The following is a 14,100-nucleotide window of genomic DNA, read 5'->3' on the forward strand; positions in this document are numbered from 1 at the left end:
ACACTCCGACGGGTACGATCTGCCTCGATCCCAGGAACCCTCCGGCGTGCGTTTCCCCCCACCGCCTCCGTCCGGGCGGGAAACGTTGCGAGCAGTGTTTCTGAGGCAGGTAGGCCATGAGCGACTGGCATTTCGAGGTTCCCACCACCGGCAGCAAGCGGCTTCCGCCGGACCCGCGCTTCATCGACGCGTTGAGCAGTCAGGGATACGGGTTCGAGGTCGCGTTAGCCGACCTGATCGACAACTCGATCGACGCCGGCGCGAAGGACGTCGTGATCCATGTGCTGCGCAACGGCGACGAGTTGGTCAGCCTGCTCGTCGTGGACGACGGGCGCGGCATGGACGAGGAGGCGCTCGACGTCGCCATGACGGTCGGCGGGCGGCGCGAGTACGGCGAGAAGTCGCTCGGCGTCTTCGGTACGGGCCTCAAGTCGGCCTCGCTCAGCCACGCCGAGTCGGTGACGGTCATCAGCAAGACCAAGCGCAGCCGCGCGGTGGGCCGGCGGTGGGTGACCGCGCAGGCCAAGGAGAGCTTCCAGTGCGACATCGTGGAGTCCGGCTACGCGCAGGACCTCATGGACCGCTATCACGACCGGCCCATCACCTGGCAGGGCACCATCGTGCGGTGGGACGGCGTACGGGACTTCCCCAAGCACGGCGGGGGCGGCCAGACGGACCGCTACCTGACCCGCATGATCCCCAAGCTCGGCCTGCACCTCGGGCTGTTCCTGCACCGGTTCCTGGCCCGCGACGACTTCAACATCACCATCGCCGTCGAGGACGTGCAGACCCGCACCGTCTACATGGACTTCGGCGTGGAGTCCCTCGACCCGTTCGGCTACCCCGTCACCGGCGCCCCCGGCTTCCCCAAGGTGTTCACCGCCCACGTCGAGGGCGCCGGCGCCGTGCCGCTGACCGGGCACGTGTGGACGCCGAAGTCGAACCTGGACGAGTACCGCGCGGTCGGCACCGTCCTGGACAAGCAGGGGTTCTACTTCTACCGCAACGACCGGCTCGTGCAGGCCGGCGGCTGGAACGGGTTTCGGCAGCCCGAGCCGCACCTCGCGCTGGCCCGGGTCGCGGTCGAGCTGCCGCCGGAGGGCGGTGACGCGTTCCGGCTGACCGTGAAGAAGGCGGGCGTGGAGGCGTCGCCCGCGTTCGCGGCGGCCCTGGGCGAGGCGACGGACGCGGAGGGTTACGCCTTCAAGGAGTACCTGGACGCGGCCGAGGCCACCTACCGCGAGGCGCGCAAGCGGGCCGGCGTGGACCGCAAGCCGGTCATCGCGCCCGGCAAGGGCATGGCGGCCGAGGTGAAGCGGACCGTCGAGGAGGAGCTGCCGCTCATCCCCGGCGAGGAGCCGGTGGCGCTGCGCTGGGAGAAGCTGGGCAGCGACGTGTTCTTCGCGATCGACCGCGAGGAACGGGCGATCCTGCTGAACAAGACGTACCGCCCCGCGCTGCTCGGCGGCCGGCGCGGCGGGCTCAACGACGCGCCCATGGTCAAGTCCCTGCTCTACCTGCTGCTGCACCAGGTCTTCGAGAAGGAGTACAGCGGCTCGCGGGAGAAGGACAACCTCCAGCTCTGGCAGTCCATCCTGCTCGCCGCCGCGCGCACCGAACTGGACCGGATGGACGAGCAGTGACGAGCGGGCCGCCACCGGCCGGCACTCCGCACGTCGAGTGGCCCACGGTGGCCGGCTACGTGGACGACGGCACGCCGACCGTCATCCCGCTGGCGGGCGAGCCGCGCATCGAGTTCTTCGTGGACGCGTACGGGGCGCGCACCGGGCTGCGCATCGCGCTGGAGCCGAGTGACCGGGTGCCGCTGTCGAGCCTGACGGCGGTGGTGGTCCGGCCGGTGGCGGCCCAGGGGCGCCGCATGCTGGAGATCGCCACGGCGGAGCGGGCGCTGTTCCGCGACTTCCACGACCTGCTCCAGGGCGTGGCCGAGCGGGTGCGGCGCGCGGGGCACAGCCCGGCCCGCGCGTTCACCGAGACGCTGGCCTCGTGGACCGAGCTGCTCGCGCGCAACCGGGGCATCAGCGAGGAGAAGCGCGTCGGGCTGCTGGGCGAGCTGCACGCGCTGGAGTGGTTCGCGCACCACTTCGGCTGGCCGGTGGCGGTCGCGTCCTGGCGCGGCCCTTCGAGCGAGGAGCACGACTTCGGGCTGCCCGGCTACGACGTCGAGGTCAAGAGCACGGCCAGCGAGCGCCGGCTGCACACCGTGCGGGGCACCACGCAGCTCGTGCCGACCGGCGACCGGCCACTGTGGCTGCTGTCCCTCCAGTTCACCCGGGGCGGCTCGGCCGGCCACACGCTGGCCGAGCGGGTGCGTTCCGTGCGGGAACAGGTCGCCGAGCACGCGCCGGACCTCGGGCCGCGGCTGACGGAGCTGCTGGCCCGGTGCGAGTGGCTGGGCCCGCTGGCGGCGGCGCCCGACCCGGAGCGGTGGTCGCTGCGGAGCGCGCCGCTGGTCGTGAGCGCCGCCGACGAGCGGGTGCCACGGCTCGGCCCCGAGGTGCTGGCCGCGCTGTCCGGCGAGGCCAGGCAGCGGATCGTGGCGCTCACCTACGGCGTGGACCTGACCGGCCTGCCGGACGCCGCCGACGCGCCCGACGCGCTGCGGCCGCCCGCCGCCGACGGGCTCCCGCTCGCCGGGCAGCCCACCCGTCCGCCGCCGGCGGGCGGCACCCCGCTGGCCACCGCCTCCCCCCGCACCACCCGGAGCGCCTGACATGAGCGACGACCCCACCCTGCGGCTGCACACCATCGTCCTCGCCGCGCTGCGCCAGGCCGGGCCGCAGCCGCTGGCGCGCGGGCTGGGCTACTGGGCGCAGGGCGTGACGCCCGCGCCCGACACCACCGAGGAGGGGTTCCGGGACCGGCTGCTCGGCGGGTACGCGGGCCACCCGTTGGTGGAGCTGTGGCGGCGGGCGGTCACCGCCTGGGACTTCGCCGGCGCCCCGGCGTGGTCCACGTCCCCGCCGTGCACGGACGCGCGCCGCGCGGACATCTACGCGCTGCTCGCGCTGGACGAGCGAACCCGCAAGGTGCTGACCGAGCTGGTCCCGGTGGCCGTGGCCGACGCGCCGACCGTCATCAGCACCGAGTTCACGCCCTGGTACACGCCGGCCGCGCAGCAGAGCCGCAACTGGTACTGGCCGGCGTACGAGCGGGTGTTGGAGCGCAAGGGGTGGCACCCGGAGGCGCTGGCGGCCCTGGACGAGGCCACCGACCGGGTGGTGGAGCGGCTGGCGAACCCGGCCACCGGCACCGTCTACCAGTCCAAGGGCCTGGTCGTCGGGCACGTGCAGTCGGGCAAGACGGCCAACTTCACCGGCGTCATCGCCAAGGCTATCGACTCCGGCTACCGGCTGGTGATCGTGCTCGCCGGCACCCTGAACCTGCTGCGCCAACAGACCCAGCGCCGGCTCGACATGGAGCTGGTCGGCCGCGAGAACATCCTGCGCGGCGGCGACGAGATCGAGTCGGACTACGCGGACGACCCGGAGTGGCACCGTGGCGGGTTCCTCACCCACGGCGGGCTCCCGTCGGTACTCGGCGCCTTCGACATCATGCGGATGACCACGCGCGACAACGACTACAAGCGGCTCCTACAGGGCATCACCGCGCTGGAGTTCGAGAAGCAGGAGCCCGCGCTGCCGCTGCACGACCCGCGCAACCTGCACCGCAGCGCGGCCCGGCTGATGGTGGTGAAGAAGAACAAGACGGTATTGACGAAACTGCTGGGAGACCTGAAAAAGATCCGCACCCCGCTCGCCGAGATCCCCGTCCTCATCATCGACGACGAATCCGACCAGGCGTCCGTCAACACCTCCGACCCCCGGAAACTCCGCGAGGGCAAGGCCGAACGCACCGCCATCAACGGCCTGGTCTCCAGCCTGTTGGCACAGTTGCCACGGGCGCAGTACGTGGGGTACACGGCGACCCCGTTCGCCAATGTCTTCATCGACCCCAGCGACACGGCCGACATCTTCCCGAAGGACTTCATCGTCTCGCTGCCGGCGCCCCCGGACTACATGGGCATTCGGGCCTTCCACGACCTCGATTCCGGAATTCCGTGGTCGGAGCGCACGTACGCCAATTCGCAGGGCAAGGCGCACGTACGCGATATCCCGCCGACCTCGGGCGAGGCGGACGGCGCCTCGCTCCAGCAGGCCATGGACGCGTTCGTGCTTTCGGCGGCCATCAAGCTCTACCGGGAGCGGCACGACCCGCGCGACGTGTCGTACCCGCACCACACGATGCTCGTGCACGAGTCGGTGCGCACCGCCGACCACCGGGCGCTGGCCGAACGGCTGACCGCGATGTGGCATTCCGCGGGCTATCTGGGCCCGATCGGGCACGCCCGGTTGCGCGCCCTGTTCGAGACCGACTTCGCGCCCGTCTCCGCCGCCCGCCACGCCGGCTACGCCACCCCGGCCAGCTTCGCGGAGGTGGCCGAGCACATCGGCGCGGCCTACATCCGCATCGGCGGCGACGAGAACCCCGTCCTCGTGGTGAACAGCGACAAGGACATCGAGCAGGGCACCGCCGACTTCGACAAGCGGTCCCTGTGGAAGATCCTGGTCGGCGGCGCGAAGCTGTCCCGAGGCTTCACCGTCGAGGGCCTGACGATCTCCTACTACCGGCGCACCACGACGCAGGCCGACACGCTGATGCAGATGGGCCGCTGGTTCGGCTTCCGCAAGGGCTACCGGGACCTGGTGCGGCTGTACATCAGCCGGGGCGAGGCGTACGGAAGGAAGGAGATCGACCTGTACGACGCGTTCGAGGCGGTCTGCCGGGACGAGGAGAGCTTCCGCGCCGAACTGGACCGGTACGCGCCGCTGATCGACGGGAAGCCGCAGGTCACGCCGGCGCAGGTGCCGCCGCTCGTGGCGCAGCACCTGCCGTGGCTCAAGCCCACGAGCGCCAACAAGATGTACAACGCCGAACTCATCGAGATCCGCTCCCCCGGCACCTGGATCGAGCCGGCGGCCTACGCGGGCCAGCCCGCGTCCGTGCGCCGCAACGCCCAGCGCTGGCAGCCGCTGCTGGCGGAACTCGGCGGCGCAGACGTGCCGTTCACCAACCCGCCGGACAGCTCCAGCGCGCTGGTACGCCGCTTCCCGGCCCGCACGACGATGGTGGGGCACGGCAGGCTGGTGAGCGTCCTGGAGAGCCTGGAGTGGAGCCGGCCCGACCTGTTCCAGCCGCACCTGACCTACCTCAAGCAGTTGGACGGCAGGCTCGCGCGGGTGGACGACTGGCTCCTGGTCGCCCCGCAGTTGGTCGCCAGGGACCGGTTGCGGGCCACCATCATCGACTCGCCGCCGCTGTCCCTGGCGCAGCGCAGCAAGGCCCCGTTCCGCGACTCGTTCAGCCGCGTCACCGGCTTCGAGCACCGGGTCGCGGCCGAGCGGCTGATCGCCGAGGCGGGCCGGCCCGGGTCGTTGGTGAACCCGTCGCAGGGGGTGGCGCTGCTCTACCCGGTGCTCGACATCACCGGCGACCGCCCCGTACACGACGCCATCACCGACGGCGCGGCCGACGCCTCCCGCGTGATCATGGCGTTCGCGCTGCTGCCGCCGCGCAGCGCCATCGACACCAAGCGCCGCCTGGTGCACTTCCGCGCGAAGATCTCCGCGCTGCGGGACGCGCCCATCGTGGACGTCCGCGAGGCGCCGGCCGACCGCTGACCCGAACGCCGCCGCCACGGGCGCGCCCGGCCGGGCTACTTCACCGCGGTGACGCGCGCGTTCCGGTCGTACGCGTGGAAGACGGCGGCCAGTTGGGCCCGGCTGCGGCAGCCCAGCTTGCGCAGCACGTTGGAGACGTGGAACTTCACGGTGCTCAGCTCGACGCTCAGCCGGTCGGCGATCTCGGGGTTGGACAGGCCCTCCGCGACGAGCACCGCCACGTCCTCCTCGCGGCCGGTGAGCCGGCCGGCGGTGGGCGGCTGCGGGGCCGGCGGGCGCTGGGCCGCGCCGGGGCCGGCGAGCACGCAGGGCACCAGCTCCGGGGAGATCCAGCCCCGGCCGCTGAGCACCTCGCGCACGGCGGCCACATAGCCGTGGTCGGGGTCGTCGCGGCCCACGACGCCGGCCACCGACTGCCGCGACGGCGAGCGCCAGAACGGGTCGCTGACGCCGTTGACCAGCGCTATGACCCGGGTTCCGAGGCGGGCGAAGGAGGGTTCGGCGGCGAGGGCACGGGACTCCACGACGGCCACGTCCACGGCGGGCGTGAGCCGACCGCGCTGGGTCTTGGTCCAGGAGGCGACACCCCAGCCGGGCGCCGTCAGCGCGTCGCCCACGCGCCGGTGCAGCGAGGGAGAACTGATGACGAGAACAATGCGACCCATGGCTTCCCCTTGCCTGGATTCAGGTCGACGGCCGCGCCGCCGATGCGCCTGAACAGGGCGACCAAGCCGACAGAAACGCCCGGCGAGCGCACACTTTTCGTAGTCGAACGCTTCCGGGAAGTCAGCGTGAATAGCCGCTCGACGTTGGTCAGACGTCGATCAGCGCCGGCCATCGGCAGCCCCATCGAGTAGCCGGAACTTAGCACATCCGGTTGACGAGACTTAGTACGCGTGCACAATCCCCCGCTGTAGTCGGCGAGTAGCGGATGAGTAATCGCGGGCAATGACGCGTAATACCTCACGGCCCGCCGAGGGTTTCCCGCTGCGCCCAGGCGGCGTTCGGCGGCGGGTAATGCCTGGGCAATGGGGGAGTTATGGATGGGCGCCGCGCCCCCTTCCCCGATGCCCGAATCGGCGCATTCTCTTTGCCCGAAAAATGCCCGGAGTTGAGAACCGAAGCGGCCGTTTTTCCCTCCGCGCCCGCCGGCCCGGGCCCGCGTCGCGCACGCCACCGCCCGACCGGGCCGGTAGCCGGCCCCCGGCGGGGGGCCGCTCCGGCGGGCTCCACCTCGTCGGCGCATGTACGGGGTTCGGCCGACCGGCGGCCGTGCGAGGGAAGTTGACGCCCCGTCCGCTCGCCGCGCGCGGCGCGTCCGAGCGCCCGGACGGGACCCGGGCACGCGGACGGGCGGCATCCGGGCGGGCGGCGTACGGATGCCGGAGTACGCGGGCACGGGCGCGTGGCGTAGGGACGCGTGGCGTACGACCACGGCCAGTGGGCGTCATGGGCGCGTGGCCTGCGGTGAGGACCGGTGCTCGTCCCGGCGACGCCGGCGGCTACCGGCTCAGGCCGACGCCTCGGTCAGCGCGGCGATCTCCGAAGCCGTGAGGTCCAGGTCGGCCACGGCCAGCAGCGGCGGGAGCTGCTCCAGGGTGCGGGCGCTGGCGATCGGGGCCACCACCGTGGGCTGCGCGGCCAGCCAGGCCAGGGCCACCGTCGCGATCTCGACGCCGCCGTGCGCCGCGGCCACCTCGTCGAGCGCGGCGAGCACCCGCGGCCCCCGCTCGCTGTCCAGGTACCCCTGGACCGACGCGGTGCGCACCGAGTCCTCCGGTGTGCCGCCGGGGCGGTACTTGCCGGTGAGGAAGCCGGCGGCCAGCGCGAAGTAGGGGACCGTCGCCAGGCCCCGCTCGGCCGCGACGCGGGACAGTTCGCCCTCGTAGGTGTCCCGGGAGACCAGGTTGTAGTGCGGCTGGAGCGCCACGTACCGCGCCAGGCCCTCCCGCTCGGAGGCGTCCAGGGCCTCGGCGAGCCGGGCCGCCGTGATGTTGGAGGCCGCGATCTGGCGGACCTTGCCCTGTCGGACCAGGCCGTCCAGGGTGGTGAGGAAGTCCTCGACCGGCAGCGACTCGTCGTCGTAGTGCGTGTAGTACAGGTCGATGTAGTCGGTGCGCAGCCGGCGCAGGGACGCCTCCACGTCGGCCTTGATCACCTCGGCGCGCAGCCCGCGCCGCTCCGGCGAGCCGCCGCCCACCTTGGTCGCGATGACCACCTCGTCACGCCTGCCGCGCGCGGCGAGCCAGTTGCCGATGATGGTCTCCGACTCACCGCCCGAGTTGCCCGGCACCCAGGCCGAGTAGACGTCGGCGGTGTCGACGAAGTTGCCACCGGCCTCCGTGTAGGCGTCCAGGATGGCGAAGGACTGCGCCTCGTCGGCGCCCCACCCGAAGACGTTGCCCCCGAGCGAGAGGGGGAAGACCTCGATGTCGCCGATCCGGCGCGTCCGCGTGCTCTGCGCATGTTCGACCATGTGCGAATTCAACGGCACGGCCCGGCCCCCTATTCCCCGCCACCCCGCGCGCGGCGGCGCCGGCGGGAGCGCGCCCCCGGCGGGAGCGCGCCCCCGGCGTGCGGGCGGAGGAAGGGCGCGGGGCCCGCGCCCGCCCGCGCTACGGCTGGAGCCCGTGCTCCCGCAGCCACGCCATCGGGTCGATCGGCGCGCCGCCGCTCGGGCGCACTTCGAGGTGCAGGTGCGCGCCGGTCACGTTGCCGGTCGCGCCCACCCGGCCGATGACGTCGCCGGTGGAGACCTCGCCCGAGGTCTGCGTCATGGACGACAGGTGGCAGTACCAGACCTCGGTGCCGTCGGGCAGCGTCAGCACGATCCGGTAGCCGTACGAACCGGCCCAGCCGGCCTGCGTGATGGTCCCGCCGTGCACCGCCTTGACCGGCGTGCCCGTCGGGGCGGCGAAGTCGAGGCCGGTGTGGTTCGCCGACCACATGTCGCCGGCCTGTCCGAACGTGGAGGTCACCGTGTACGAGCTGAGCGGCATCGCGTAGCTCGCGGCGAGCTTCGCGCGGCGCTCGGCCTCGGCCTTGCGCCGGGCCTCCTCCTCCGCCTTCCGCTGGGCCTCCGCCTCGGCGGCCCGCTGCCTGTCGACCTCGGCGGCCTTCTTGCGGGCCGCCTCGTCCGCCGCCTTGCGCGCCGCCGCCCGCTCGGCGGCCTCGCGCTCGGCCTCGTCGGCGGCGCTCTGCTGGGTCTCGGCCTGCTGGAGGATGCGGGCCCGCAGCACCTCGCCCGCGTCGGTCGTGCCGTTCGCGGACTCCTCGGCCGTCAGGCCGGCCTGGCTGAGCGGCGCCTGGTCGGCGACCCGCGGCGCGGCCTCGTACCGCTGGTCGCCGCTGCCGCCGTCGGATATGAGGGACCCGACGCCGGGAAGCTCGTCGGCGTCGGGCAGGGAGTGCATGACCTCGTCGGCGACGTGCCCGAGGTCGGGCATCGATATCGCGGCCTTGGGCCGGTCCTTGGCGCTCGCCATGCCGCCGGCGCCGACCGCCGCGATGACGCCCACGCCGAGCACGGCGCCGCCGCGGGCCATCGTGCCGCCGCGCTGCTTGACCACGCGGTGCCGGCCCCGGACCGGGGCGACGGATTCGGCGGTGGGGTTCCACTCCTCCCAGGGGCCGTCGCGGAGGTCGTCCCGGGGCTCCCCCCAGGGAGGCCCGGCGAGTTCGTCGATCCCGTCGTGCGCGGGTGAAGCCTGGTCGAGGGCAGACCTGTTGGACGCCACGGAGGCGTGCTCCTTTCCTTCCTTCTCGCCTACCGGGTTAGCTGACGGGTTCGGAGCAGGAAGGTCTCCTACGGGTCGCGTACGACCCGATTCACCCCAAGGGTTGGTTCCCCGGTTCCCTCGCCTCGGCACCGCGCTGATCCGCGGTGACGCGCCTACGGGATTCGGCGACGGCGCACGGTGCCGCCCTGGGCGGCGGCTGTGACGACCGCGCTGCGTTATCGAACGTTAATAGAGGGCCGGGTGTGATTCCAAGCCGTTCCGGGGAATAGGGGCTCCGCTTTGACGAGGCGCCAGCACATCGTCAGCACAGTGGTCAAGATCGGCTACCCAGCGCGTTCGTCGGCCGCCCGCTGGCCGCGTCGGACGGCCACCATGCCGGGCGCGCCGGCCCGGCGCAGCGCGAGCAGCGCCATGTCGTCGGCGCGCTGGCCCTCGGTGTGCCGCATCACGTCGGCGATCAGCGCGTCCAGGAGGGCGTCCGGGCTGGCGAACCGACGGCCGCTCAGCCGCCGCGCCGGCTCGTAGAACCGCCCGCTCGCGTCGCGCGCCTCCGTCACCCCGTCCGTCAACAGCAACAGCGCCGCCCCGGCCGGGAACGGCAGCTCCTCCACGGTGTCCCGCCAGGCCGCCACGTCCCGCATGCCGAGCGGCAGGGCGTCGGTCTCGGGGCTCAGCTCGCGCACCTGGCCCGTGGGGAGCAGCAACAGGGGCGGCGGGTGGCCCCGGTTGATGAGTCGCAGCCCGCCGCTGCCGTCGCCGATCTCGGCCAGCACGGCGGTGGTGAACCCCTCGAACTGGTCGAGGCCCACCCGCCGGTCGCCCTCCCGGTCCAACGCCCGCTCCAGCCGGTCGACCAGCCCCTCCAGGGTCCGCTCCTGCTCGGCGGCCTCCCGGAAGGCCCCGATCACCACGGCGACGGCCTCCACGGCCTCAAGGCCCTTGCCCCGTACGTCGCCGATGATGGCCCGCACGCCGTGCGGCGACTCCTGCACGGCGAACAGGTCGCCGCCGATCCGCGCGTCGGTCTGCGCCGCGACGTACCGCGCGGCGATCCGCAGCGACCCGATGCGGCTCGGGGGCGTGGGCAGCACGGCGCGCTGGGCGGCCTCGGCGACGACGCGTACGGTCGCGAGTTGGCGGAAGTTGCGCCGCACCACCCGGTTGATGGCGAGCGCCAGCAGCGCGACGGTGCACACGGTGACGACCTCGGTCACCGAAAGCGCCTGGTCGTCGCCGCTGTGGAAGGCCGCGAGCAGCACCGAGGTGACCGCCGCCGTCGCGGCCACCGCGGCCGTGCCGCGCAGCGAGAGCAGCGGCGCGGCGACCAGGGAGGCGGCGGACAGGAAGGGCGACGCGGTGTAGTGCATCGGCATCAGGAGGTCGAAGACGACGCCGCCGACCAGCAGGACCGCGGGCAGCCAGCGGGCGACGCTCCGGGCCCACGCGGCTCGCGGCGAGTCCGCGCCCGCACCGGCCCACCCAGGACTCCCCACGCGTCGCTCCCGCTCTCGGCTGGCCCGCACCCGGCACAGCGCCCCGCCGGATGCGTCCGTCCCAGCCTGGGGCCCACGCGCCGGGCGAGCGACCCGGAGGCGGCCAAGCGGGCGTATGCCACACCTGCCGTGGGTTCCACCGGCCGTGGGTCCGCCTGCCGTGGGCCGCGCCCGCTGTGGGTTACGCCCGCCGTGGGGCCGGGCGGCTGGGTGGCCGGGAGCCTGGGTGGCCGGGCGGCCGGGAGCCTGGGTGGCCGGTGGCCTGGGCGGGGCCGGCCCGGTGCGGGGTTACAGCTCGACGCCCAGGGCGCGGGCGTGACGGTCCGCGGCGCACTCGGCCGCGGCCTCGTCCAGGTACACCTCGCACACCAGCCGGCCGTCCGGCGTCAGGTTGTGCTCCAGCTCCCACAACACCACCTCGTCCCCGCCGGCCAGCAGGAACGCGTGCTCGTAGAACCGGCACCAGGTGGCGTCGGGGCCGCCGGTGCGCAGCCGGGGCTTGGTCGCGAGCGCGATGTCGTGAGCGAACGCGGTGGCCAGTCGGGCGCGCACGTCGTCGCCTGGGCGGTCCGGGTTCTCCGCCCGGCGCAGCACGCGTCGCGCGTGGTCGGCGGAGTCGTCGACGGCGTACGTCCGCCGCGACGCGAAGGGGCCCACCGGCGTACGTAGTTGCTCCGGCAACCACACGGGAACGCTGTCCAGCTCGTCCCAGAGCGCGCCGCCGATGCGCTCGTGCACCCGGCGCTCGGCGATCTCCAACGCGCGCTCGTCCGCGTACACCTCGTAGCACAGCTGTCGCGCGGCGGCCGGGGCGCCGCGCGGTCCGCCGCCGGGGCCGGCCGACGGGCCGGACGGGCCGGATGGGGTGCCCGCACCGGCCTGGCCTGCGTCGATCCGTCGCTCGCCGGGCGCCTCACGCTCCGCGTACGGCTCGCCCGGCGCGGCGGGCGAGCAGGGTCCGGCGGCCGGTGTCGTGTTGTGCTCCAGCTCCCACAACAGCTCGCTGCTGCCGTCCGGGAGCAGGAAGACGTGGCGGTAGGTGTTGCACCCCACGGGGGCCGTACGCCCGTTGCACTGGCGGCAAGAGCGCAGCTCAGACTGGTGCATCAACGCGCCGCGCAGCCGCTCGACCTGCGCGTCGGTGATCTCGAACCCGTTCTGGGCCCGGGTCAGCAGCCCGTCGAGGTGCGCGGCGGAAGGTTCTCCGCCCGGTTGTGCGTGCCCCACGTCCCTCTCCTCCCGACCATTGCCACGCCGCGCCCCCCAGCGACCCCCTCGCCACTTACGGTAGCGAAGTGGATACTGCGGGCGCGGCGGGTTTCCCGGATGCGGCCCACGCGATGCGCTCGTACGTCGGTTCCGCGCCACCCCCGAGCCGCCCGGCGCGTCCGGCTCCGCGGTCGGCCGGCCGGCCTCCGCGACGAGCGCTGAATGCGCCGGCGCACGCTCCCAGCCCGTCATGCGCCCCCTGTGCGCCCCATGAGTTTGCCCGTACTCACCCGCAAATCCCCACCGGCTCGCCGGGCCCGGACACCGCGCAACTGTGACGCGAAATCGGCGTTCGTCGCCGGACCGCACCAGCCCCAGGCTTCGCGGCCACCCCGGATGACCCAGCCGACCCAGGTGTCCCAGCGGCGCTCAGGCCCCGTCCGGTGGCGCCGCGTCGGCGCGCCGGTGGGCCAGGTCGATCTCGGCCATGTGCTCCTCGGCCCAGGCCCGCACCCGGGCCAGCGGCTCCTCCAGCGAGAGGCCGAGCGGCGTGAGCCGGTAGTGCACCCGGGGCGGCACGGTGGCCTCCACCCGGCGGCTGACCAGCCCGTCCCGGGCCAGCCCGCGCAGCGTGGTGGAGAGCATCTTCTGCGAGACGCCCGCCATCCGGCGTTGCAACTCCGCGAAGCGGACCTCGCCCGGGGCCGCTTCGGCCAACACCTTGATCGCCATGGACGTCCACTTGGTGCCGATCCGGTCGAGCAGTCGCCGCGTCGGGCACAGCGGGTCGAAGAGGTCCCCGCGCGCCCGCGCGGCAGGCCCGGGCGCGCCGGAGGCGTCAACCGCGTCGCGGGGCCCGGCGGAACCGGAAGCGCCGGCGGGGCGGGACGAGGGGGTCACCTGGAGCTCACCACCTGGGGGGAAAGTGCCGTCTGGTACGTGCCCAGGTTAGTTACCTATCGTCAGGCCGTCACCTTTCGTAACCCCCGCGCCCGCCTGGCATGCCGTCAGCCGGTGCCCGCCGCCCCGCCCCAGGGAGCCCGCCATGTCCACCGCTCAGCCCACGTCCACGGCCCCGCACCCGGCGCCGTCCCCGCCACCCGCCCCCGGGCCGCCCGGCGTCGAGACGCGCCGCGTCGCGGTCCGGGGCGTCGAGCTGAACGTGGCGGTCGCCGGCTCGGGACCCGCGGTCCTGCTGCTGCACGGCTTCCCGCACACCTGGCGGGTGTGGAGCCACGTCATCGGCGAGCTGGCCGAGCGCCACCGGGTGATCGCTCCGGACCTGCGGGGCCTCGGCGCGAGCGCGCGGCCGACGGACGGTTACGACGCCGGCAGCCTCGCGCACGACGCCGAGGCCCTGCTCGACGCGCTCGGCGCGGACACCGCGTCCGTGGTCGGCATCGACGCGGGCACCCCGCCGGCCTTCCTGCTCGCCATGCGCCGGCCCGACCGCGTCCGCCGCCTGGTGGTCATGGAATCGCTGCTCGGCGAACTGCCGGGCGCGGAGGACTTCCTCGCCGGCGGGCCGCCCTGGTGGTTCGGCTTCCACGCGGAACCGGGCCTGGCCGAGTCCGTGCTGGCCGGCCGCGAGGCGGCGTACGTCGACTGGTTCCTGCGCGCGGGCACGCTCGGCGACGGTGTACCGACCGCGCTGCGGGACGCCTTCACGCACGCGTACACCGGGAGCGAGGCGCTGCGCTGCGCCTTCGCGTACTACCGGGCCCTGCCCACCAGCGCCCGGCAGCTCCGGCGGGCCGTCGCCGCCGGCCGGCTGACCGTGCCGACCCTCGCCGTCGGCGCCCGGCCGGTCGGGCGGGCCCTTGAGCGGCAGTTGCGCCCCGTGGCCGACGACCTGACGGGCCACCTGATCGAGGATTGCGGCCACATCATCCCGTTGCACCGCCCGCGCGCACTGCTCGCCCTGCTCGGCCCCTTCCTGGCGGCCTGACCCGCCGC

At 73.8% G+C, this 14,100-nt stretch carries 10 protein-coding genes and 1 riboswitch; of the genes, 4 read left to right on the top strand and 6 right to left on the bottom strand.

The genetic code is table 11. The features are described 5' to 3' along the window. Positions 1-116 precede the first annotated feature (116 nt). The 3 genes from H7H31_RS14375 to H7H31_RS14385 are packed head-to-tail and all read left to right on the top strand — an operon-like array spanning position 117 to position 5,702. On the top strand, positions 117-1,643 hold the full coding sequence (locus H7H31_RS14375; protein ID WP_187063860.1) for an ATP-binding protein: 1,527 nt from the start codon (positions 117-119) through the stop codon (positions 1,641-1,643). Then, positions 1,640-2,734: a PD-(D/E)XK motif protein gene (locus H7H31_RS14380; protein ID WP_187063861.1), complete on the top strand. Its 1,095-nt coding sequence runs from the start codon at positions 1,640-1,642 to the stop codon at positions 2,732-2,734. Before H7H31_RS14375 ends, H7H31_RS14380 begins: the two co-directional genes overlap by 4 nt. A gap of 1 nt (position 2,735) precedes the next feature. Continuing rightward, positions 2,736-5,702: a Z1 domain-containing protein gene (locus H7H31_RS14385; protein WP_187063862.1), complete on the top strand. Its 2,967-nt coding sequence runs from the start codon at positions 2,736-2,738 to the stop codon at positions 5,700-5,702. 35 nt (positions 5,703-5,737) lie between these two features. Here H7H31_RS14385 and H7H31_RS14390 read toward each other — a convergent pair whose 3' ends face one another. The 6 genes from H7H31_RS14390 to H7H31_RS14415 all read right to left on the bottom strand — a co-directional run bounded on the left by H7H31_RS14390 (position 5,738) and on the right by H7H31_RS14415 (position 12,927). Beyond that, on the bottom strand, positions 5,738-6,367 hold the full coding sequence (locus H7H31_RS14390; protein WP_187063863.1) for a response regulator transcription factor: 630 nt from the start codon (positions 6,365-6,367) through the stop codon (positions 5,738-5,740). Between the two features lie 845 nt (positions 6,368-7,212). Then, on the bottom strand, positions 7,213-8,178 hold the full coding sequence (locus H7H31_RS14395) for an aldo/keto reductase (RefSeq protein WP_187063864.1): 966 nt from the start codon (positions 8,176-8,178) through the stop codon (positions 7,213-7,215). A gap of 139 nt (positions 8,179-8,317) precedes the next feature. Further along, entirely contained in the window at positions 8,318-9,439 is a 1,122-nt protein-coding gene (locus H7H31_RS14400) for a M23 family metallopeptidase (RefSeq protein ID WP_372456034.1), read from the bottom strand. Positions 9,440-9,450: 11 nt separating this feature from the next. After that, positions 9,451-9,580: riboswitch (cyclic di-AMP (ydaO/yuaA leader) on the bottom strand. A gap of 185 nt (positions 9,581-9,765) precedes the next feature. Continuing rightward, entirely contained in the window at positions 9,766-10,935 is a 1,170-nt protein-coding gene (locus H7H31_RS14405) for a PP2C family protein-serine/threonine phosphatase (RefSeq protein ID WP_232109844.1), read from the bottom strand. A 288-nt stretch (positions 10,936-11,223) separates the two neighbouring features. Continuing rightward, a complete protein-coding gene (locus tag H7H31_RS33910; RefSeq protein WP_232109846.1) occupies positions 11,224-12,162 on the bottom strand; it encodes a DUF6227 family protein in 939 nt (312 codons plus the stop codon). 411 nt (positions 12,163-12,573) lie between these two features. Then, the gene (locus tag H7H31_RS14415) at positions 12,574-12,927 is read right to left on the bottom strand and encodes a winged helix-turn-helix transcriptional regulator (RefSeq protein WP_222625400.1); all 354 of its coding nucleotides are present in this window, start codon (positions 12,925-12,927) and stop codon (positions 12,574-12,576) included. Between the two features lie 262 nt (positions 12,928-13,189). Here H7H31_RS14415 and H7H31_RS14420 point away from each other — a divergent pair, with 262 nt between their 5' ends. Further along, positions 13,190-14,092, top strand: coding sequence for an alpha/beta fold hydrolase (locus tag H7H31_RS14420; RefSeq protein ID WP_187117923.1), 903 nt, complete (start codon positions 13,190-13,192; stop codon positions 14,090-14,092). Positions 14,093-14,100 lie beyond the last annotated feature (8 nt).

Origin of the sequence: Streptomyces buecherae, assembly GCF_014295035.1 — a bacterium.
Classification (GTDB): Bacteria; Actinomycetota; Actinomycetes; order Streptomycetales; family Streptomycetaceae; genus Streptomyces; species Streptomyces youssoufiensis.